This window comes from Novosphingobium sp. MMS21-SN21R, assembly GCF_031846015.1.
Classification (GTDB): Bacteria; Pseudomonadota; Alphaproteobacteria; order Sphingomonadales; family Sphingomonadaceae; genus Novosphingobium.
This window is the reverse complement of sequence record NZ_JAVRDU010000001.1, coordinates 640991-663225: the sequence shown is the minus strand read 5'-3', so window position 1 is coordinate 663225 and position 22235 is coordinate 640991. Positions and strand designations below refer to the sequence as shown.

Here is a 22235-nt window from a genome sequence, read left to right as displayed (position 1 = left end):
CAATTGCGAGATGTCCTTAGGCCGCCACCTTGACCTTGCGATCCTCGGCGGCCTCCAGCAGCTTCTTTTCCACCGCCCTCATGCGAATGTCGTTGTCGACCTTCTCGCCGAGCACGTCGGTGACATAGAACGTATCGACCGCACGCTCACCATACGTGGCGATATGTGCCGAATGGACCACCAGACGCGCCTCGAACAGCGCCCTCGCCAGCCGGTTAAGCAGCGCAGGACGATCACGCGCGCCCACCTCGATCACGGTGAAGCGGTTCGAGGCCTTGTTGTCGAAAATCACGATCGGGCGCACGTCGAAGGCATCCGCGCGCGGACGCGCCAAAGGTCGCGCCATGAGTTGCGGCACCAGCTTCACCCGGTTGGCCAGCGCATCGGCAATCGCGTTCTTCAGCCGCGCGATCTGCGTTGCCTCGTTAAGGGGCCTGCCCAAAGGGTCCTGGACGAGGAAGTTGTCCACTGCCGTGCCGTTGCGCGCGGTATGGATGCGCGCGTCGATGATGTTGCCGCCCGCCAGGTGGATGCCGCCTGCGATGCGGTAGAACAGCCCAGGATGGTCGGCGGCCAGGACGGTGACCAGCGTTGCCCCTCGCGCCGGATACCAGTGCGCCTCTACCGAAAGCGGCTCACCCAGCGCGGTGTCCATCTGCTGCAGGTTGAGCGCGATGATGTCCTCGGGCTCGGCAATCCAGTAGGCATCGCCCAACTGCTTGCCCACCGTGCCAATGAGCGCGTCGCGCTCCTTGAGCAAGGCACCGACCGCCTTCTTCTTCGCGATGATGCGCTCGGCGCGGCCATGGGTCTTGTGGCCCAACCGCAGCATTTCTTCGGCAGAGGAGAACAGATCGCCCAGCAACTGCCGTTTCCATGAATTCCACACGCCTGGCCCCACCGCGCGGATATCGACGATGGTCAGCACCAGCAGCAGGCGAAGACGCTCCTGACTCTGCACTGTGTTCACGAAGTCGGCGATGGTCTTGTAGTCGGCCAGATCGCGCTTGAACGCCGTGGCGCTCATCAGCAGGTGCCAGCGCACCAGCCAGGCGACGAGTTCGGTCTCGGCCGCCGACATGCCCAGCCGCGGGCACAGCTTCATCGCCACTTCGGCGCCCAGCACCGAATGATCGCCGCGCCGCCCCTTGGCGATATCGTGCAGCAGCGTGGCGACATAGAGCACTCGGCGCGACGCGATCTTCGAGATCACTTCACTGGCCAGCGGGTGATCTTCCTTGGCCTCGCCCTTTTCGATCAGCGCGAGCAACCCGATCGCGCGGATCGTATGCTCGTCCACCGTGTAGTGGTGGTACATGTCGAACTGCATCTGCGCGATCACGCGGCCGAAATCGGGCACGAACCGCCCGAACACGCCCGCCTCGTTCATCCAGCGCAGCACCGTCTCGGGATCGTTGCGGCTGGTCAGCACATCAAGGAACAGCGCGTTGGCGCGCGGGTCCTTGCGCACCCCAGCGTCGATCAGCACCGCATCGCGCCGCGCGTTGCGCATCGTCTCGGGATGGATCTCGACCTTTTCGGCAGCAGCGCAAGCGAACAACTCGACCAGCCGCACCGGATCTTCGCGGAAAGTTTCGTCCGAAGGCACCGCGAGTTTGCCAGCATCGATCACGAACGGACCGACCTTCTTGCGCCGGCGGCTGCGCAGCGCGGCAAAGAAGCCGCGTTTGTTCCCAGCGAACTGCCCGTCCAGTTGCGCGAGAAACACACCCGTCAGCGATCCCACCTGCTTGGCCTGCAAGAAGAAGTACTGCATGAACCGCTCGACCGCGCTCTTGCCCGGCCGGTCGGCAAAGTTCATCCGCATCGCCACTTCGCGCTGCATGTCGAAGGTGAGGCGGTCTTCGGCGCGGTTGGTCAGGGTGTGCAGGTGGCTGCGCACCGCCCAGAAGAAGTTCTCGGCCCGGCGGAACGCGCGATATTCCTCCGCAGTCAGCAGGCCGACATCGACCAGTTCCGAGGCATCGCGCACCTTGTGGATATATTTGCCGATCCAGTAGAGCGTGTGCAGATCGCGCAGACCACCCTTGCCCTCTTTCACATTTGGCTCGACGACATAGCGGCTGTCGCCCAGCTTCTTGTGGCGCTGGTTGCGCTCTTCCAGCTTCTCGGCAACGAACTGCTTTTCCGTGCCGGTGACCACCTCGGCCCAGAACCGGCGCGAGGCTTCCTCATAAAGGTTGCGGTCGCCCCAGACATAGCGCCCTTCGAGCAGCGCAGTGCGGATCGTAAGGTCGCTTTTGGCCATGCGCACGACCTCGTCGAGCGAACGGCTCGACTGGCCTACCTTGAGCCCAAGATCCCACAGGTAATAGAGCATCGCCTCGATCACCTGCTCACACCATGAGGTGGGCTTGATCGGCGTGACGAAGGCGATATCGACGTCCGAATGCGGCGCCATCTCGCCGCGCCCGTATCCACCAACTGCGAGAATCGCGATGCGCTCTCCGGTGGACCGGTTGCTCGCGCGGTAAACCCGCCCGACGATGTGATCATAGATTACCCGGACCAGTTGATCGACGAGAAACGCCTGGCCCTGCGCACATTCATAACCGGCTGAGGGCTTGGCCTCCAGCCTGCGCGCAATTTCGGCACGCCCCGAATCGAGCGCCTGCCGCAGCAGTTCGACCACCACGGGCCGCGATTTCTCGCCCTGTTCGGCAAAGGCAGCCGCAACCGCGTCGGCAAGCGCGCGGCGGTCAACGATGGCACGCTGGTTGGCAATCCGGGGAAGCGTCATGCTCCCCCTTTAGACTCTCGCGCGTTACCGTCCAATACCAAGTGAAATCAGGCAGACTGCCTGGCAAGCCATTCCATGGTGTAACGTTCGCGCAAAGACCGCTTGTCCACTTTCTCCGTCCCCAGCCGGGGCAGAGGTTCGTGAACCTCCCAGAACTGCACCGGGATCTTGAACGGAGCGATGTGCTCTTTCAGAAATTCGCGCAATTCTTCCGCCGTCGCCGAACAGTCTTCCTTGGCAAGATAGACCGCCGCCGGAACTTCACCGAACTTCTCGTCGGGCAAGCCGAACACACTGGCCTCACCCACGCATGGGTGGGTGTAAATTGCATCTTCCACCTCGATGCAACTGATGTTCTCGCCCCCGCGGATGATCACGTCCTTCTTGCGGTCGACGATGAACAGATAGCCTTCCTCGTCCAGATAGCCGAGATCGCCGGTGCGGAAATAGCCGTCAGGCGTGATCGCCTCGCGCGTCGCCTTTTCGTTGTTCCAGTAACCAAGAAAATTGGCGATCGAGCGAATCGCAACTTCACCCACCGCGCCTTGCGGCAGGGACGTGCCCGCATCGTCAATGATGGCGAGATCAACCAGCGGACGCGATGCCGTGCCAGTGCTGCCGGGCTTGGCCAGATAGTTCTCGTTGAGATTGCCGCAGCCCACCGCGTTTGTCTCGGTCAGGCCGTAGCCGATCAGCGGGAAAGCGTGGGGCAGTGCTTTGCGAATGCGGTCGACATGCTCGACCGGGCGCGGCGCGCCCCCTGCGGCAAACGAAACGCAGGTCGAAAGATCGTACTTGTTGCGGTCCGGGTGAGTCGCGATTTCGAAGCTCATCAGCGGCACGCCGACAAAGTAGGTGACCTTCTCGGCCTCGATCAGACGCATCGCCTCGGCGGCGTCCCACTTGGCCATCAGCACCAGCTTGCGCCCCAGCGCGAACGACTGGAGGAACACCGGAATTTCGCCGGTTACATGAAACAGCGGCACATTGACCAGCGTGGTCGGCTGGACTCCTGCGGGCGGAGCCTCGCCGCGCGCCGTCAGGATGCCGAGCATGGCGACCGTCTGCGCAGCGTAGTTCATCGTGCCTTGCACCACGCCGCGATGATCGGAATAGGCGCCCTTGGCCACGCCGGTCGATCCCGAAGTGAACAGCACTGTCGCCAGATCGTCGCCGGTCAGGTCGGGCAGGGGCGTGGCCGCGCCGCCACCATCCGCCAGCAACGCCCCCAGCCCCAGCGTATAGTCGCAATCGTGCGCCATCGGCAGCAGCGTGGCGCCATGGACATGTCCGTCGAGCCGCTTCGCCCGCGCACCATCGGCGATCAGGTAGCGGCACCCGACCAGATCGATGCCGCTGGCAAGTTCCTCACCCTGCCACCAGCCGTTGAGCAAGGTAGCGCAGCCGCCCGCCATCAGGATCCCCATGTAGGCGATCGCCCAGTTGGCCGAATTGCGCGCGGCAAGGCCCACCCGGTCGCCCTTCCGCAGGCCCAGACCTTCGACCAGCCCGCCTGCAACGTGGCGCGCGGCGGCATAGACTTCGGCGAAACTCAGGCGCAGGTCACCATCGACGATGAAGGTCTTGTCGCCCTGCGCTGCTGCGAAATGGGCAAAGTAGGCGGGCAGGTGCGGCGGCGCCGCGGCGATCATCGGCAGTTCGCGCCCGAACCGCTGGATCGGAACCGTGTGGAACATCCCGCCCTCGGCGGTCAACGCCGCGAATGTGCGGTCCATGGCAAGGTCCAGCTCGGTCTTCATGTCGTCCTTTCAGTCTCCCGGCCCGGTGACGCATCGCAGTGTGCGCCTTTTCGGGTTTGCCTGCGGCCTTCGCCCTGTGCCAATAGGCTACCCCAAAGGGCGCGATTTGCAGCACGGAAACGGGTCCATTCAGAAGTTTGTAGGGAGTTCGCCACTTGCTGTCACTACTGTCAACAGCGACGCCCCTTGCCGTAGCGTCCGCTGCCGCAAGCGTGGCTTCGGCGGCGGTTTCCAGCCCGATTCGCTGGGAAGATCTCGGCGTCTCACCGATCGCGCTCGATCTCGGCTTCTTCGCGCTCAAGTGGTATTCGCTGGCCTATCTCGCGGGCATCATCCTGGGCTACTGGCACCTGTCGAAGATGATCCGCCAACCCGGCTCACCGATGGCGCAGCGCCATGCCGATGACCTGTTCTTTTATGCCACGCTAGGCATCATCCTCGGCGGCCGTGTCGGCTATGCCATCTTCTACGCACCCGAACTGCTCACCCACCCACAAAACCTCATAAAGCTGTGGGAAGGCGGGATGAGCTTCCACGGCGGCCTGATCGGCACGGTCCTGGCCATCGCCTGGGTCGCCTGGCGCGGGCAGCTGAATTTCGTGCGCCTGTGCGATTACATCGCGGTCTGCGTGCCTTTCGGCCTGCTCTTCGGACGCCTCGCCAACTTCATGAATGGTGAACTTTGGGGCCGCGAGGCCGGAGCGGGTGTCGCCTGGGCGATGATCTTCCCCGGCGGCGGCCCGATTGCCCGCCACCCCAGCCAGCTCTATGAAGCCGCACTCGAAGGCCTCGTGCTGGCCGTGGTCCTGCTGCTCCTGTTCTGGAAGACCAAAGCGCGCTGGCGTCCCGGCCTGCTCGTCGGCACCTTCACCTTCGGCTATGCACTGGCGCGTTTCACCGTGGAATTCTTCCGCGAACCCGACGCCCAGTTGCAGGACTTCGCCTTGCGCACCGGGCTGTCGATGGGCCAGTGGCTGACCATCCCGATGATGGCGGTCGGCTTGTTCTTCCTGCTGCGCGCCTTGATCCGCAAGCCGCTGTCCGCGGCCGGAGGCGGAGCCAGCACGGGATCTCTCGCCGCGTGACAACCCCGCTGCTCGAAACCTTCATACGGCTGATCGACAACACCGGGCCGATCAGCATCTCGCACTACATGTCCGAATCGAACGCACGCTATTATTCCAGCCGCGATCCTTTCGGCGCCAGCGGCGATTTCATCACCGCGCCTGAAATCAGCCAGATGTTCGGCGAACTGATCGGCCTGTGGATGGCCGACGTGTGGATTCGTGCAGGGCGTCCCGACCCGGTCCACTACGCCGAACTCGGCCCCGGACGCGGCACGCTGGCGCGCGATGCGCTGGGAGCCGCCCGCCGCTACGGCCTCACCCCGCGCATCCATTTCGTCGAGACGAGCATGGCGCTGAAATCGCTCCAGCTCGAACTCCACGCGCAGGCGCAGTGGCACGCCGACTTGTCCACCCTGCCCACTGACGGCCCGCTGCTGATCGTCGCCAACGAGTTTCTCGATGCCCTGCCCGTGCGCCAAATGGTCCGCACGGCCGATGGCTGGCGCGAACGCATGGTGGGCAGCGAGAATGGCCGCCTCCTGCCCATCGCCGGCTCGCAGCCGATGGACCCGGCGGTCCCGCCCGCGTTGCGCGAAGCGCCAGAAGGCACAATTCTCGAAACGTCTCCCGCCTCCGCCGCCGTCCTCTATGAAGTATCGGGGCGCCTCGCAGCACAAGGCGGCGCAGCGCTGTTCTTCGACTACGGCCATGCAGAGCCGCGCTTCGGCTCCTCGCTCCAGGCCGTGCGCGAACACCGCAAGGTCGATGTGTTTGCCAGCCCCGGCGAGGCGGATCTCACCGCACACGTCGATTTCTCCGTGCTGGCTCCAATCGCGCAATCACGCGGCGTGCGCTGGCTGGGCACGACCGAGCAAGGTCGTTGGCTCAGGGCGCTGGGCATAGAGGCGCGCGCGCAGGCGTTGGCCGACTTCGCCCCCGCCCATGCCGCCGCAATCCGCGCCGCTCTGGAGCGGCTGACCGCCGAAGGCCAGATGGGCGTGCTGTTCAAGGTCATGGGCCTTGCCTCTGCCGCCTGGCCCGAAGGTGCGGGATTCTAGCGAATCCCCCTTTTCGGCCCACGCGCCCGCAAAGGTGGCAGAAAGCCGCGGGAATCCGCCATGTTTCCCATACCAAAATGCCTGTTGGCAAAGCCGTAGCTTTGCGTCTATCAGGCGCGCCAAGTGGGGGCTGGCATGGCGCGTTTGCGCCTGCCCGGCTCCCGTGCGACTCGGGCATTCCCATGCGGGTTTTCCGGGTACGTATCAAAGGGGCAAGTTGGACCGCGTGCGATCCGCGCGCGCGGCGGCAGCAGGCAGGGAATTTCAATGGCTGATGAGGCGAGCATCGACACTTCGGTAGTACCCGAAGAGGGCGTGCGCCGGCGCGATTTCATCAATATCGCGGCGGTGAGTTTTGCGGGTGTGGGCGGCGCTGCCGTCATTCTTCCGCTGGTAAGTCAGATGGCGCCTTCGGCGGACGTCCTGGCAGAAAGCTCGACCGAGATCGATATCTCGGCGATCCAGCCGGGACAGGCGATCAAGGCCGTGTTCCGCAAGCAGCCGGTGTTCATCCGCAACCTCACCCCGGTGGAAATCGCCGAGGCCGAGAAGGTCGATGTCTCCAGCCTGCGCGATCCGCAGTCGCTGGAAGAGCGCACCAAGGAAGGCAAGACCAACTGGCTCATCACGATGGGCGTCTGTACCCACCTCGGCTGCGTGCCGCTCGGCGCCGGTGAAGGCGAAGTGAAGGGTGAGTTCGGCGGTTATTTCTGCCCGTGCCACGGTTCGTCCTACGATACCGCAGCGCGCATCCGCAAAGGCCCGGCACCGAAGAACCTCGAGGTGCCTACCTATGAATTCTCTTCCGACACTGTCGTGAAGATCGGCTGAGGACAGGACTCATGAGCTTTCCCTGGGCGAACGAATACAAGCCGGGCAATGGCCTGACGCAGTGGCTGGACGAAAAGCTGCCTCTGCCGCGCTTCGTTTATAATGCGGTCGGCGCCGGATACCCGGTCCCCCGCAACCTGAACTACATGTGGAACTTCGGCGTTCTCGCCGGCTTCTGCCTGATGCTTCAGATCGTTACCGGCGTCATCCTTGCGATGCACTACGCCGCCAACGCGGGCGTTGCGTTCGACTCCGTCGAACACATCATGCGCGATGTGAATTGGGGCTGGATGATGCGCTATGCGCACGCCAACGGCGCCTCGGCGTTCTTCGTCGTCGTCTACCTGCACATCTTCCGCGGCTTCTTCTACTCATCGTACAAAGCCCCGCGCGAGATGATCTGGCTGCTCGGCGTCGTGATCTTCCTGCTGATGATGGCCACCGCCTTCATGGGCTACGTGCTGCCTTGGGGCCAGATGTCGTTCTGGGGCGCCAAGGTCATCACCGGCCTGTTCGGCGCGATCCCGATCGTCGGCGTTCCGCTTCAGGAATGGCTGCTCGGCGGCTTCGCTCCCGACAATGCCGCGCTGAACCGCTTCTTCTCACTCCACTTCCTGCTGCCCTTCGTGATTGCCGGTGTCATCATCCTGCACATCTGGGCGCTGCACATCCCCGGCTCGTCGAACCCGACCGGCGTGGAAGTGAAGACCGAAAGCGATACCGTTCCGTTCCACCCGTACTACACGGCAAAGGACGGCTTCGGACTTGGCGTGTTCCTGCTGATATACTGCGCGTTCCTGTTCTTCATGCCGAACGCGTTGGGCCACCCGGACAACTACATTCCGGCAAACCCGCTCTCGACGCCTGCACACATCGTTCCTGAATGGTACTTCTGGCCGTTCTACGCGATCCTGCGCGCCTTCACCTCGGACTTCTTCTTCATCCCGGCGAAGCTGATGGGCGTCCTCGCGATGTTCTCGGCAATCCTGGTGTGGTTCTTCCTGCCTTGGCTGGATACCTCGCCGGTGCGCTCGGGCCACTACCGTCCGCTGTTCCGCAAGTTCTTCTGGATCCTGCTGATCGACGTGGCCGTGCTCGGCTACTGCGGCGGCGCGCCGGCAGCGGAACCGTTCGTGATGATCTCGCAGATCGCCTCGATGTATTACTTCCTGCACTTCCTCGTCATTCTCCCGCTCGTTTCCTCGATCGAAAAGCCGGAACCGCTTCCGTTCTCGATCACCGAATCCGTGCTGGGCAAGGATGAGAGCGCCGTGCTCAACGCCAACCCCGCTGCTGCCTGAGCCAGCCGAAGCGTTAGAGAAAGAGAACCCTATGGTCCGTCTTTTTGGCCCCCTGGTCGGCCTCTTCTTCGCGGTCGCGCTGCTCTGGTCGTTCGGCAACGGCGCCTACACTGCGATCACTGAACCGACCCACGCAACCGTGGAAAGCGTGTTCCACAAGCACCCCAAGGAGCTGGAACTTGCCAGCGACGGCGCATTCGGCCGTTTCGACAAGCAGCAGCTCCAGCGCGGCTTCAAGGTTTACCAGGAAGTCTGCGCAACCTGTCACTCGCTCAAGCAGATTGCCTTCCGCGATCTGACGGCGCTCGGGTATTCCGAAGCCGAAGTGAAGGCGATCGCCAAGGGCTGGGCAACGAAGGCACAGACCTTCAACCCCGTCACCGGCGATCGTGGCGAACGTGACAATATCGCGTCCGACCGCATCCCGGCCGTCTATTACGCAGGCCAGGGCGTTCCGCCAGACCTGTCGCTGATGACCAAGGCGCGTCACGATGGCGGTGCCTACGTCTACTCGCTGCTGACCGGCTACGAGGAACAGCCCGCCGAATTGCTCAAGCAGTTCCCGGACGCCAAGACCCCGGATGGCCTGCACTACAATCCGTACTTCGCGAACCTCAACCTCGCGATGCCTGCCCCGCTCGCCAGCGATGGTCAGGTGACCTACTCGGACGGCACCAAGGCTACCGTCGACCAGATGGCACAGGACGTTTCAGCGTTCCTCGTCTGGACCGCCGAACCGAAGCTGGACAAGCGCAAGCAGACCGGCTGGGCTGTCCTGGGCTTCCTCCTGGTCGCCACGGTCCTCGCCTACCTCGCCAAGAAGAACGTCTGGGCTGACAAGCACTAAGGTCTTCAAAGCGCGAAACGACAAAAGGCCACCGGAAACGGTGGCCTTTTTCGTTTCCGGCGATAGCATCCCGTGGCAATGACACCCGACCAGCTCAAAGCCCTTGTCCGCACCGTGCCGGACTTCCCCGCCCCCGGCATCCTGTTCCGCGACATCACCACGCTGATCGCGCACGGTCCCGGTCTTTCCGCAACGATCGATCATCTTGCCGAAATGGCCCACGGTGCCGGAGCCGAAGCACTGGCCGGGATGGAGGCACGTGGCTTCATCTTTGGGGCTGCAGTCGCCGCGCGCATGGGCCTCGGTTTCGTGCCGATCCGCAAACCGGGCAAGTTGCCAGTGCCCACGATCAGCGTCGATTACACGCTTGAATATGGCACTGACCGTCTGGAACTTGACCCTAGTGTGATCCACAAGGGTCAACGTGTGGTCATCATGGACGACCTCATCGCCACCGGTGGCACAGCGCTGGCCGCCACAGAACTGCTGAAGCTGGCCGGCGCGCATGTCACCAATGCGATCTTCGTGATCGACCTCCCCGACTTGAACGGTGCTTCCCGCTTGCGCCACGCAGGGCTGACGGTTGAAGCCTTGATGGACTTTCCCGGCCAATGAACAAAAAAGGCGGCCCAACCAGGCCGCCCTTTTCAATTCCACAACGGCAAAGTCTAATCCACCAGCATCAGCGCATCGAGCGCCACCACGCCCTCCCCCAGTGGGTGCAGGATTACCGGGTTGAGGTCGATCTCGCGGATCGATGGTTCCGCGCGCAGCACCTGGCCAACCTTGACGATCAGCTCCGCCAGAGCGGGAACGTCGAGCGCAGGCGATCCGCGATAGCCGCTGAGCAGCGCCGCGCTCTTGAGTTTCATCAACTCCGCCTCGACCGCCTCTTGCGTGAGATCGGCGGTAAGCAGACGCACGTCCTGCAGGATCTCCGCTGTCACCCCGCCGAAGCCCGCCAGCACGACCGGCCCCCACTCGGGATCGTTCTTCGCGCCGACGATCATCTCCATCCCGCGCTTGCCCATCGCCTCGATCAGCACGCCGTCGAGCGTGATCGCTGCCGAGTAGGCAGCGACATTCGCATGAATGCGGTCCCAGGCCTCGCGCACCGAACCGCCATCGGCAAGGTTCAGGATCACCCCGCCCGCGTCGCTCTTGTGCCCCAGTGCCGCTGCCTGCGCTTTCATGGCGACGGGATAGCCCACGGCATCCGCCGCTGAAACCGCTGCGTCAGCGCTCGCCGCAAATCCGCCCTTGGGGAACGATACGCCAATCGGCCCGAGCAAGTCCTTCGACCGGTATTCCGGGATGACACCCGAAATCACATCCAGCCCTTCCAGCGGCATCGCCGGAAGGTCGGTCACCGAAAGATCCTGCGCCGCCCAATGGGTCAGCCGCGTTATCGCCCGGAGCGCGCGTTCGGTCGTCGGGAACCACGGCACGCCTGCCGCACGCAGCGCAGCGATGCGCTCAGCCGGGACGTCCGCGCCTTCGTCCAGCCCGGCAAACACCACAGGTTTGGTCAGGGCCTTGCCCTCGACCGCCGCCAGAACTGCCGGGAACTTGATCGCGCAAGTGATCGCCTCGGCCTGAATGATTCCGACCAACACCGACCCAACGCGATCGTCGTTCAGCAACGCTTCGATGCAGCGCGTGTAAATCGCCGGCTCGGAAAGGCCCTGCGCGGTAATGTCGAGCGGGTTTGACACCGGCACGAACGGCGGCAGCGCCGCCCGCAGCGCAGGCGAATCCTCGTCGTGCAGGTCCGCCAGCGGCAGTTCGAGTTCTTCGGCCAGATCGAGAGTCAACGCCTTGAACGCGCCCGATTCGCCGAGAACGGCAGTCGCACCCGAAGGCAACCCCGCACATCGCACCGCGATCTCGGCAATGTCGCCCAGTTCTTCCAGCGTCTCGGCAAAGATCACGCCCGCCCGCGCGACCATCGCCCGCATCAGTTTGTAGTCGCCCGCCATCGCGCCAGTATGCGTCGCCGCCGATTCACGCGCCGCGCTCGATTTTCCGGGATGCAGCAGGACCACCGGCTTCCCCGCCGCCTTGGCCCGCCGTGCTGCGGCGAGAAACACCTGAGGCTTGCGGAACTGCTCGACAATCATCGCAATCACATGCGTGTCAGGCTGGTCGACCATCCAGCCGACATAGTCCTCAACCCCGCTCGCTGCCTCGTTCCCGGTGGAGACCGAGTAGGAAACCCCCGCATCGCGCGCGAGAAGCATCGTCCCCAGCACCGCCGCCATCGCACCCGATTGCGAGACAATTCCGATCGCCCGGTCACCCGAAGGCGGCACCGCGTTGGTTTCGACGAACGTCAGCGGAATGCGGTCGACATAGTTGACCATACCAAGGCAGTTAGGGCCTTCGACGACCATGCCTGCCTCATGCGCGATCCGCGCAATCTCCTGCTGCTCTGCCAGGCCTTCCTCGCCGCCTTCGGCAAAGCCAGCCGCAAAGATCACCACGCCGCCACATTTGCGCGCCGCAAGGCCCTTCACCGCATCAAGCACGCCCGCGCGCGGGATCGCCAGCACGGCCACGTCCACGCCCTCGGGCAGCGCGTCCACTGACGCGTAGCAACGCTTGCCCATGATCTCGCTGCGCTTCGGATTCACCGGATAGATCGCACCGGCATAGCCGTTGCGCTCCAGATTGGTCAGCAGCGTCGCCCCCAGCGCGCCCGGCTTGTCCGACGCGCCGACGACGGCAACGGACTTCGGGCGCAGGAAACGATCGAGCGCAGCGTGAGACAGACTCGCTTCAACAGCCATGGCATCCTCCGATTTCGCTATGTGCTATAACAATTATCGGAGGAAGGACAAGTAGGCTAACAGGGCATGCGTGTCACAGCGGCTGCCAGTCGAACGCCAGTTCACCCTCGCGGTGGGCAAAACGGTTGATATGTTCGGCCACGACCTGCTGCATCCGCGCCAGATCGCCCTCTCCCTCGATCGTGCAAGTCACTTCAAGCGCTTCGTTCGATGCCTTGAGATCAACCGGTCCGAATGGCAATGCGACGCGCCCGGCATGGGGATCGAAGCTGACCTCGAATTTGTGGCCCCAGTGCTTGCACAGTTGCTGAAGATAGCGGCTGGCGCTGGCAGTAGGAACGGTGGCGCGGCTTGCAGACATGGAATTGGCTCTTTCAATCGGTTTTGCTATATCCAAGATATATCTTTACCCGTAAATGTCAATCCGACGGGTCGCATCGAAGGTTGACGAACCGCCGCCCGCCATGGCAAGCGCGCTCTCGCAACAAAGGCCACAGGCCAGACGCGGGTATAGCATAGTGGTAATGCACTAGCCTTCCAAGCTAGCTAGGCGGGTTCGATTCCCGCTACCCGCTCCAACTTGCCGACCACCGGCATCCCCCGCATCGTTGTGACCCTGAGTAAACAGGGACATTTTCAGCGCTGCGAGCCAATGAATTGGCCATGATCAGGGCCCTTTTGGGGCGCGCCAAGGCGGGGTCAATTCCGCATGCCGGGCTAGAAGGCGGCGCTGGCGATCGCCCCCTGCGCGAGGACCAGCCTGCGCAAAGCGCGCTGCTGCCGCAAAAAGTGCATGAACAACCGCATTCCATCCGAACCGGCGCGCGATCGACGTTCGTGATGACTTTGGGAGCACGATGCAGGCCGATTGCTGCCGAAGTCTGAACGGAGGTAGGTGCCGGAAATTTCCGGAACGGACACTGATGGCCAAACCCTGTGCCAGCCACCGCGGCCCACAAAATGCGAGGCTCGTCGGATCACCGACGGCCTCACATTTCATGCCGTGCAGGTCAGAAACGGAATCCCAGGCCGGCAGTGTAGGTTGCAAAGCCTTTGGCTTGAACCGTGCTGAAGATCAGCCGCATCACGTCGCGGAACTGCTTGGGCGTATCTTCACGACCGCGCAGGCCGAACGAGATCGTGCCCTCATGGAAATTGTTGTTGTACAGGTCATCGCCCGCAAACTTGGTGAAAGTATAGCTGGCACGGACCGAAGTTGCGCGGTTCATCACCCGCATCTTGAGCGGCAGTTCATAGGCCGCGCCGTTGCGGAACACCCAGTTCTTGATGTCGGGGTTGAGGTTGATGTCACCGGGCGTCTTGAGCGTCGAGGAGTAGCCGACCATGTTGCCGATGACCAGTTGGCCGCGCCCGAGGCCGCGAATGACGTAACGGCTGGCAACCGAGCCCTGGACGATGTGACCTACCGAGCCCTGATCGCCCGAATAGACCAGGCCATAGGACACGCGCGGTTCCAGTGACCAGTTGGACTTGATCGGAACTTCCAGAGCGAGACCGATCTGGCCATTGTAGGCGGTTGCGCCCTTGATGCGCGTAAAGCTGAAGGGAAGGTCCAGCTTGAGACGCGCACGGTTGCCTTCGAATACTCGCCAACCCTTGGCGACGCGACCGTCGATCCGGGTAATGTCGAACCGGCCTGCGGAACCGCCAGCAAATGTTGCACCGATGATCCAGGGGTCACCCGAGGAATTGGCACCGGCGGCTGGGTCTGCCTCGACCAGCGAATCACCTTCGGTCAGGTCAAGCGCGCTGCGCACCATCGAGCCTTGCAGCGAGAACGGATTGCCGACGAGCGGATCGACAGGCGAAAACTGGGCGCGGGCACGGCTGAGGCACTGGAACATGCGCTGCGACGTTGGCGACGAGTCATCGTCAACGGCAGCAGCAAACAGATCGTAGGAGGCCTGGCGCGTATTTCCGGTGAACGAGAATGTGCAAGGATTGCCCGAAGCGTCCGTTACCGGCGCGGCGACCGGCACCCCGGCTGGTGAAATGGTATTATGAGGGCTTACGAAGTTCAGAGTCAGCGTCCGGCCGTTCGCACCATAGCGAGCGATCACCGGGGCTCCTTGAATATCGAAAACGCCGTCGATCTGCCCGAACTGGGCATAGAACGTCCCGAGAGTCGGCTGGGCGGGAGTGTTGAGATAGGCCGCAATTTCCCGGGGATCGAGATAGGTTTCGATATCTTCGATTGTGCCCTGCTCAAACGAACGCTCGACCGGCGGAAGTCCAAAAAGCGGGGCAGAAATGCGGATGCCAATGCGGAAGTTGTCCTTCAGCGCCTCATAGTTGCCATAGTTGGCTACAGCTTGCGCGCTTGCCTGTTCGGCAAGACCAAGCGTCGACGCGGCTCCAAACAGAACCCCACCAAAGATCTTCTTCATTTTTCCCCCGTTTTTCCGGAGCGATCATCTGGGTGTCGCTCCCATTCCCTGCACAACAATCGTCCGCCACAAGCTGCAGCAGCACACATTCAGCGATATTTTTTGCGACGACCCCTAATGTCGCGTTAACCCAATAGCGACCGGACTTCCACTGTTCTTGAGGGCAAGGGTAAAAATCTCTCAACAAAAACAAATATCGTGGCCCGAATTCGCCTTAACCCGCCTGTTAACGAACGGTGCAATCAGCATCAGTAGCGAAACTGCGGATCTGACTTGCCGCCTGTTGCGCCAGCCATGCGCGCCGTTCAGCAAGATCACGGGCCGCGATTGCTGCGTTACGTTCCCGGATGGCTTCTCGGGCAGAGGTGACGGCGGTAATTGTCAGTCCCGACAGAATCACCAGCAACACCGCCGCAGCGCTACATGCAAAAATCAGAAAGCGCTGACGCCTGCGCGCTTCGCGCCTCGTAAGTCTGCTGTAGCCCACCCCAAGCAGACCGGCGATCAGCTTGAGCTTGACCGTGGCTTTCGCCGCTTTCTGGAGATCGGGCGCCAAAGGCTCAACCGGGCTGTCCCGGTCGAGCGATCCATCCTGCTTGATGCCCCAGCACAAGGCCTCGGGAAAGCACTCGGCATACGGATCTCCGCGCCGGCCGTGCGCGATGACAGCCAGCACCGGCGCTTCCGGGTGTTTCAAACGGAAGGTGCGGATTTCCTTGTCGACCCATTGCGACGCGGCGGCGGCAGGTGAGCAGACCACGATGAGCGCTTCGGCAGCCGCCAATGCCGCTTCGAGCTTGGGCCCGAGTTCGGCGGCGCCGCCCAGCTCTTCGTCATCGCGGAAGACGGGGCGCAAGACTGTGGGAGAAATACGCTCCGCTTCCACACCCTCGTCGCCAGCATCTGCCCCGTCGCGCGTCAGGTCGCGGGGGATGCGGTACGTTTCGATCGCCCGGTGCAGCCACTTGGCGACCTTCCGGTCCTGGTGGCTGTAACTGATGAATGCTGCATATCGCATCGGTTGATCCCGAAATAGTGCATACGTGTTGAAGCCATGCGCGAAGTTCTGCAATACCATGCACGCAGTTGTCGTGCATCATTGACGCGGCAGACCATTGTTCGGGAGGATCGGCTATGCTCAAGGCAAGTCTGGCAGGAGCGCTCCTGCTATCGGCATCAAGCCACGCCATTGCTGGAGAGGCCGGGGGAAGCGCTGCAGCGCAGTTCGATCCGTTTGCGCAAGCCATGGCAGCCCGCACTGTCGCTGACTACGCGCGCCGCACAAAGGATCCGGCGGCGATGCTCACGGCGGCCCGAATGCTTGCCGAAGTGCCCGTCACCGGCGCAGCGGATGCCGATGCCGATGCCACCTTCACCCCTGCCGCCCTGTTCGCTGAAGCGCGGACTTTCGCATCGGGCGATGCCTTGCTGCTGCAACAGATCAGGATTGCGGAAACGAGCGGTCATCGCGGCGTTCTGTCATCCAATCTCGGCAACGGACTGGTACGCAGCGTCCAACTCGTGAATCCTTTGACCACCTATCAGTTTCGGGTGACGGCCAAAGGCGGGGACCTTCTGCGTATCGGCGCGATCGGCGATCTTGGCACCAATCTCGTTCTGCGGGTCACGGACAATCGCGGAAAGGTCACCTGCCTTGACGATCAGGGCGATTATGCGCCTGTCTGCCAAACGCGCCCTTCAAGCAATGGCGAGTACCGGGTGGATGTGATCAACAAGTCGTCTGCCAAGAGCCGCACGGTCATTCTCAGCAATTGAGCGCTCAGTTACCGGTATAGATTTCCGCGATGGAAACGCTGCTGCGCCCCGGTGCAGCAGCAAGGATGCGCTTGATCGGTTCCACCAGCTTGCCCATCCCGCGCTGGCCGTCGACAGTCTGGAGGAATGCCCGGAACTCGGCCTGATCCGCCTGTGATACCACTGCGACGACGTGATCCACGCCGAATGGCGCAACGACCTGCGCTTCGATCAATTGCAGCACGCCATCGGGCTGCAATTGCCCGGTTCCATCAGAAGGATCGACAGGGAACAGCCGCTGGATGGTTCCGTCTGACGCAACGTTGAAGACCGTGGCATAGGCTCCCGGTTGCAATCCGGTGCCTGAGCGAAGTGCAACCTTGACCGTCGCACCGGCAGCGTACCGTGCGCCTTCGCGTTGTGGCGAAACGGAAATCTGCGCGCGCGACTCGTTGATCATCGGCCGCAACGCTTCGACGGCGTTCCACTTGTCAAGTACGCCGACCAACTGGGCCGCGGACGTCACCTGAGACGCGACCACGTCTCCTGACCGCCGTACCAGCGCCCCGGTTATGTAGTCCCAGACAAAATCTGCGTCGTTCGCCGCTGCGGCAATCTTCCAGTTGGCGGCAGGCGATGACAGCATCGTCTTGGCGCGCTTGTCCTGCGCGAAAATCGCGGGAAGCGCTGCAGGAGCCGGGGACGCTTTCGGCACCAATGGCGTGGCGAAGAGGCGAGTCGCTTCCTTGCCTGTTATATAGGAGGTCTTCGGCGTCTGGCGCTGCCCGGTCAGTGTGCGAACCTGGCTATCGACATAGACGGCAATCTCCGCCGCAGTGACGGCCCCATCGGCATCGAGGTCCGCCAGCAGCGTCTTTCCGTCGGGCCCATGGTTTGAAAGGCCTTCCTCGAACGCATAAGTCAGCAATCCGCGCGACGGACCTTCTTCGGTTGGCATCGGCGTTTCCTGCGCGAGTTCCTCATCCTGCGCCGCCGCGATATAGATCAGGTTGGGCAGATCCTCGCGCTCCAGCGAGCCGGCGGGGTGGGTGCTGTCGCCGGTCTGGTAATCCAGCACGGCAGGGAATTTCGGCCCCGGACGCGGAACGAGCTGCAGACTGGCCGAGGCCGCTCGCAGGGCAAGGCGGGGCGTGAACCGGTACGAGCGGGGATCGATTGAGCGATGCAGCGTGCCCGAATGACAGGTATCGGCCACCATGAGAATCTGTACTTCCGGCGCGACGTAACGTGCCAGCCAGTCATAGAAATCCTTGTCGACGATAAAACGGTCGGGATCCTGATTATCAGGATCGAAGCCCGCCAACGGCAGAAACTGGTCCTGATCCCCGTCGCGCGTGCCCTTTACTTTCGCTTCGGCCTGCGCCCCGTGGCCCGAGTAATACAGCAAGATCCAATCCCCTGGGCGCGACCGCAATCCCAGCGCATGCAGAGCAGTTTCCACGGTCGTCCGGGTGACGCTGTCGTCACGCAGGACAGTGACGTCGGTTGCGCCTTCCTTGCGGGCCAAAGTCTCCATTGCAGAAAGATCGTTAGCCGGGCCTTCAAGGTCGGGGATGACTGGCGAGCTGAAGCGCGAAACGCCCACAAGAAGTGCGCGCACCTCAGCATGGGCGCTCGTCGGCATCATGGCGGACAGGCCAAGAAGAACACCTGCCGTGACTTGCCTGCTGCTGACCACGTAGACATCCTTAGTTTTTGATTGCATCGACTTTCTCAACGCCATAAGCCCACTGCCAAGTACGAAGCAAATTCATTTGCAGTCGTCACGTTGACCATGCGGGAGGAAGAGTTGCCACGTCATCTCACCGGCAGGTCTGCTCGCGGTAAACTATTGGTTGGCGCCGCGATGGCTGTTGCCATCTCTTCTGTGCCGACAAGCGCCCAGCAAGCCGGTCCGGAAGACTCCGCCCGCACAACGCGCGGCGTGATCATCCTGAAGGCCGAGCCGAAACCCGAACCAGCACCGGCGCCCGCGCCTGCACCCGATGCTCCACGGCCCGCACCACCGCCACCAGTCATGCCACCCAAGTGCGAAAGACCTTTCGCCAAGGCTGACATCCGCACCAGTCGGTACGGCGAAGACGCGGCCAAATTTGACCGGGATCTGGCGCGCAAGCTGAATGGCGCCAAGCAGGAGGTATCAGTTGATATCGCGGCACCCTGGCCTGCCGAGGGGGATCCTCCAGCAATGGTTGGGCGCTGGCTTGAAGAGGTCAAGGCTTCGGGCGGCAAGATCACGGTCAACGAATATTGCCGGAAAAGCCGCGGATTCTTTTCGTTCTTCAACAAACTGTTTCAACGCAAGCCGGTCGACCGGCTCGAAGCGGTCAGGACCTATGACGCCGTCCTGCAGATCAACGGGGCCGATCAGGCCGTGACGCAAGTCCTGTTCCGCCGCCGCCCCGCACCTTGACCATGCTGCGCCGGATCCTCCTGGTTTTGCTGTCTGCGATCATGGCGTTCGCGCCAGGTACCGTCGCGCAGGCGGCCAGCGGAGGCCCCCGTCTCGCGCTCGTCATCGCCAATGGGCAATACCGCAATTTCGACAAGCTGGTCGTTACCGCGAATGACGGTGACAGGATGGCCAGCGCACTGACCGCAACGGGTTTCGTCAACGCTACTGGCAGCGGCGCGGTGGAGGCGTACCGCGATCTCGATCTTGTCCAGATGCGCCAGAAAATCGCGGAGTTTCGTGAGGCGCTGAAAGCGGCAGGGCCTGAAGCTTTCGGCGTCCTTTATTTTTCGGGACATGGCGCCGCGCTTTCCAGTTATGGCGATCTTGTCCTGCTGCCGGTTGACGCTCCGCCGCAATTGGGCAGCGATCACGTATCGCTTACCCGCGCTCGCCTGACGCGCGAACTGCTCGGGTCTGGCGCGAAAAATGTCCTGATCGTGCTGGATATGTGCCGAAACGTCCTTGATGTGCCGCCTGAAGTGGCGCGCGATCCGGGCATGGTCGCCGATGCAGCGCGTTCGACAAGCGGTGTTGTCGGCAGCAAGGGCTTGCGCCGCATCGTTCGTGACACGGACACCGCGCTGCGCCCCGATCAAGGCTATCTTGTCGCTTTCTCGACCAGCGCTGATCAGGTCGCGTTCGACAACGGCGCCTTCTCGCGCATCCTTGCCGAGGAAGTACGGCGGCCCTTGCAGAACATCGCCGACGCGCTGAAGCGCACCTCGGATCGCGTCGCCGTGGCAGGTCTGAAAGGCGGGAAGACGCTGCAGAAGCCCACGTTCGATTATGGCCTGCAAGGCAGTCCGCCCTGCTTCGTTTCCTGCGATGCCAACGCGCAAGACCGGTTCTACGATTGTGCGAATTGCCCTTATCTCAGGGCCATTCCTTCAGGCACCGCCGTTGTGGGTTCCACCGCGAGCGAGGCGGGCAGAGGATCGGATGAGCCGATCCAGCGGCAAGTGACGATCGAGCGACCATTCGCGATGAGCGTCTTTGAAGTCACCATCAGCGAGTGGGCAGCTTGCGTGCGTGATCGCGCCTGTCGGCCGGTGGCGGACTGGTCCAAGGAAAACCCCAATCCGCTCCTGCCCGCCACGGGCATCAGCTTTGAAGATGCGCAGGCCTATGTAGCGTGGCTTTCCGTCCAGTCAGGCCTGCCCTATCGCCTGCCTACCGAAGTCGAATGGGAGTACGCGGCGCGCGCAAATTCGAGCTCGGTATTTCCTTGGGGTGACGAGATTTCGCCAAGCGACGCCAATTACGATCAGACGGCTAGTTATCGCGGGTCGCCCACATCGCCCTATCGCGGCTATCCCGAAGCTGTTGCGGCCTACCCTCCCAACGCCTTCGGACTTTACCAGATGGCGGGCAATGCATGGGAATGGACAGACGGTTGCGGCGATGGGCAGTGCAAGGCGCGCATCCTGCGGGGCGGATCGTTCGAAAGCACGCCCGGCGAACTCCGCGTTGCCAACCGGCTGGCGGTGGGCGGTGGGCGCAAGCGCGATGATTCAGGTTTGCGCATCGTGCGCGATCTCAACGCCGACGAGGTGATCCACTGACCGGCGCGGATTGAATGGGGGCAGTTGTGGGGAAAATGTCGTTGATACAAGGCCGATTGGCCCGCGGTGCCGGGGTGATCGGACTGGTGATCGCTGCATTGGCACCAGCGGGTGCATGGGCACAGCCGAGCGATGCCGCGCCCGTGTTCATGACTGGCGCAGAGCCGATAGACGCGGCCGAATATGATACACTGCCGAAAGTCGGGCAGTTCCGGGCCTTCCTGCCCAAGCAGGTCGACCTGACCCCGCTGTTTCCCAAGCCGGGATATCAGGGGGCTCAGCCAAACTGCGTTGCGTGGGCCACCACATATGCCGCGCACTCGTTTCTTGTCGCCGAGGCAGCGTCCGGAGCGGTGCCCACCCCCGACCCGATGAGTCCGGCCTACGTCTACAATCGCCTGCGCAAGCCCGGTTCGGCTTGCGATCGCGCAATCCGCATCGTCGATGCTCTCAAGCTGCTGCAAACCGAAGGCACGGTCACGCTGTCGGAATTTCCCGACGAGATTTCCCGCTGCGCCATTCCTGCGCCGGAAGCCCTGATCGGCAAGGCGAAAGTCAACCGGCTGTCTGATTGGCGGGCCATCAGCCGGTCGAAGCGGGCCGATGGATCGAAGGTCGTGCTGGACGATATCAAGGGCGCGCTTTCGCGCGGCGAACCGGTCGTCTTCGCCATGCCGGTAACGCCCGAATTCAAGGCACTGCGCGGTGATGTCGTCTACCGCCATACCATGCCGGAAAACACGAACTGGCATGCCATGGCAGTGATCGGATACGACGAAGGGCGGCAGGCGTTCCGCGTCGTCAATTCCTGGGGCACGTTCTGGGGCGATGCAGGCTATGTCTGGATCGATTATGCGACGTTCGGGCTGCTCGTCGGTGAAGCCTATGCCATGAAAATGCAGCCGGCGCAGGCCAAGCCCGTGCCGTCACCCTCCCCGGTTCCGGTGCCTATGCCTGTGCCTGTGCCTGTCGATCCCTATCTCGCCTTCACCAAGCAGGCAGCGGCTGTCAGTTGCGGGAAGATTTCATCGTCGAGGACAAACGGCCGCCTTACGGTCAGCGGTTTCGGCGGTGATGAAGCAGAAATTGCCGCCCTCCGTGTGGCCGCGACGGCTGTTGACGGCCGCGTCGAGTGGAAAGTGGGCACCCATCGTTGGCCCCAATGCGAGGCGGAACTGACCCTGTCCGACGCTCTTGTGCCCGGTGACGTCAAGATCGCGGCGCTTACCGAAGGAGGCAAGCGCCGCGGCGGCAACCCGGTAATGATGAAGGCAGGCGACATCTTTGGGATCACCGCGAATGGGACGGCCAGCCGTCCATGGCTGAGCATCGTCTATCTTCAAGCCGATGGCAGCGCGGTAGAACTTTATCGCGGCAATGCCGGAGACCGGCCGGTGACGATCGGCCTTGGCGGGAAACAGGAGACAAGGTTTCAGGTCGGCGCTCCTTTTGGCGACGAAATGATCATCGCACTGTCGTCTACCGCGCCGCTGTTCGGCCCTTCCACTGCAGACTACGCAACCGAGCGGCAATTCCTTACGGCGCTCCGCAGCGTGCTGGCCCAAGGTAAAACGGAAAGCGTATCAGCAGCAGTGCTGCGACTTCGCACGACCCGATAAG

17 protein-coding genes and 1 tRNA gene are annotated in these 22235 nt (G+C 62.7%); 11 read left to right on the top strand and 7 right to left on the bottom strand.

What is annotated here, in order from left to right; all coding sequences use genetic code 11:
- Window positions 1–16: 16 nt before the first annotated feature.
- Together RM192_RS03135 and RM192_RS03130 are read right to left on the bottom strand one after the other, a co-directional pair.
- Window positions 17–2761 (bottom strand): [protein-PII] uridylyltransferase, encoded by a 2745-nt coding sequence (locus tag RM192_RS03135; RefSeq protein ID WP_311506126.1) that lies wholly within the window; start codon window positions 2759–2761, stop codon window positions 17–19.
- Between the two features lie 47 nt (window positions 2762–2808).
- Window positions 2809–4521 (bottom strand): class I adenylate-forming enzyme family protein, encoded by a 1713-nt coding sequence (locus RM192_RS03130; RefSeq protein WP_311506125.1) that lies wholly within the window; start codon window positions 4519–4521, stop codon window positions 2809–2811.
- A 155-nt stretch (window positions 4522–4676) separates the two neighbouring features.
- Between RM192_RS03130 and lgt the strand changes: the two genes are divergently transcribed.
- The 6 genes from lgt (at window position 4677) to RM192_RS03100 (ending at window position 10240) form a co-directional block, all read left to right on the top strand.
- On the top strand, window positions 4677–5606 hold the full coding sequence (gene lgt / locus RM192_RS03125) for a prolipoprotein diacylglyceryl transferase (protein WP_311506124.1): 930 nt from the start codon (window positions 4677–4679) through the stop codon (window positions 5604–5606).
- On the top strand, window positions 5603–6646 hold the full coding sequence (locus tag RM192_RS03120) for an SAM-dependent methyltransferase (RefSeq protein WP_311506123.1): 1044 nt from the start codon (window positions 5603–5605) through the stop codon (window positions 6644–6646). Before lgt ends, RM192_RS03120 begins: the two co-directional genes overlap by 4 nt.
- A 267-nt stretch (window positions 6647–6913) precedes the next feature.
- Window positions 6914–7477, top strand: a complete 564-nt coding sequence (gene petA, locus RM192_RS03115) for a ubiquinol-cytochrome c reductase iron-sulfur subunit (RefSeq protein WP_311506122.1) — start codon at window positions 6914–6916, stop codon at window positions 7475–7477.
- An 11-nt stretch (window positions 7478–7488) separates the two neighbouring features.
- On the top strand, window positions 7489–8778 hold the full coding sequence (locus RM192_RS03110) for a cytochrome b N-terminal domain-containing protein (RefSeq protein WP_311506121.1): 1290 nt from the start codon (window positions 7489–7491) through the stop codon (window positions 8776–8778).
- 31 nt (window positions 8779–8809) lie between these two features.
- Window positions 8810–9625 (top strand): cytochrome c1, encoded by an 816-nt coding sequence (locus RM192_RS03105; protein ID WP_311506120.1) that lies wholly within the window; start codon window positions 8810–8812, stop codon window positions 9623–9625.
- Between the two features lie 78 nt (window positions 9626–9703).
- On the top strand, window positions 9704–10240 hold the full coding sequence (locus tag RM192_RS03100; RefSeq protein WP_311508555.1) for an adenine phosphoribosyltransferase: 537 nt from the start codon (window positions 9704–9706) through the stop codon (window positions 10238–10240).
- A gap of 53 nt (window positions 10241–10293) precedes the next feature.
- Here RM192_RS03100 and RM192_RS03095 read toward each other — a convergent pair whose 3' ends face one another.
- Window positions 10294–12414, bottom strand: a complete 2121-nt coding sequence (locus RM192_RS03095; protein WP_311506119.1) for an acetate--CoA ligase family protein — start codon at window positions 12412–12414, stop codon at window positions 10294–10296.
- A 73-nt stretch (window positions 12415–12487) separates the two neighbouring features.
- Window positions 12488–12775: a DUF2218 domain-containing protein gene (locus RM192_RS03090; protein WP_311506118.1), complete on the bottom strand. Its 288-nt coding sequence runs from the start codon at window positions 12773–12775 to the stop codon at window positions 12488–12490.
- Window positions 12776–12918: 143 nt separating this feature from the next.
- Here RM192_RS03090 and RM192_RS03085 point away from each other — a divergent pair.
- Window positions 12919–12992: transfer RNA gene (locus tag RM192_RS03085), tRNA-Gly, on the top strand.
- Between the two features lie 432 nt (window positions 12993–13424).
- Here RM192_RS03085 and RM192_RS03080 read toward each other — a convergent pair.
- Window positions 13425–14822 (bottom strand): hypothetical protein, encoded by a 1398-nt coding sequence (locus RM192_RS03080; RefSeq protein WP_311506117.1) that lies wholly within the window; start codon window positions 14820–14822, stop codon window positions 13425–13427.
- A 226-nt stretch (window positions 14823–15048) separates the two neighbouring features.
- Window positions 15049–15900, bottom strand: a complete 852-nt coding sequence (locus RM192_RS03075; protein ID WP_311506116.1) for a TIR domain-containing protein — start codon at window positions 15898–15900, stop codon at window positions 15049–15051.
- Window positions 15901–15956: 56 nt separating this feature from the next.
- On the opposite strand from RM192_RS03075, the gene RM192_RS03070 reads away from it, so the two are divergent.
- Complete coding sequence (locus tag RM192_RS03070) at window positions 15957–16598, top strand: hypothetical protein (protein ID WP_311506115.1); 642 nt, start codon at window positions 15957–15959, stop codon at window positions 16596–16598.
- Between the two features lie 4 nt (window positions 16599–16602).
- On the opposite strand, the gene RM192_RS03065 is transcribed toward RM192_RS03070, so the two are convergent.
- Window positions 16603–18276: a caspase family protein gene (locus tag RM192_RS03065; RefSeq protein WP_311506114.1), complete on the bottom strand. Its 1674-nt coding sequence runs from the start codon at window positions 18274–18276 to the stop codon at window positions 16603–16605.
- Between the two features lie 168 nt (window positions 18277–18444).
- On the opposite strand from RM192_RS03065, the gene RM192_RS03060 reads away from it, so the two are divergent.
- The 3 genes from RM192_RS03060 to RM192_RS03050 are packed head-to-tail and all read left to right on the top strand — an operon-like array spanning window position 18445 to window position 22234.
- The gene (locus RM192_RS03060; RefSeq protein WP_311506113.1) at window positions 18445–19011 is read left to right on the top strand and encodes a hypothetical protein; all 567 of its coding nucleotides are present in this window, start codon (window positions 18445–18447) and stop codon (window positions 19009–19011) included.
- 41 nt (window positions 19012–19052) lie between these two features.
- Window positions 19053–20615 carry an SUMF1/EgtB/PvdO family nonheme iron enzyme gene (locus RM192_RS03055; protein ID WP_311506112.1) on the top strand — a complete coding sequence of 521 codons (1563 nt, stop codon included), beginning with the start codon at window positions 19053–19055 and terminating at the stop codon, window positions 20613–20615.
- Between the two features lie 35 nt (window positions 20616–20650).
- On the top strand, window positions 20651–22234 hold the full coding sequence (locus tag RM192_RS03050; RefSeq protein ID WP_311506111.1) for a C1 family peptidase: 1584 nt from the start codon (window positions 20651–20653) through the stop codon (window positions 22232–22234).
- Window position 22235 lies beyond the last annotated feature (1 nt).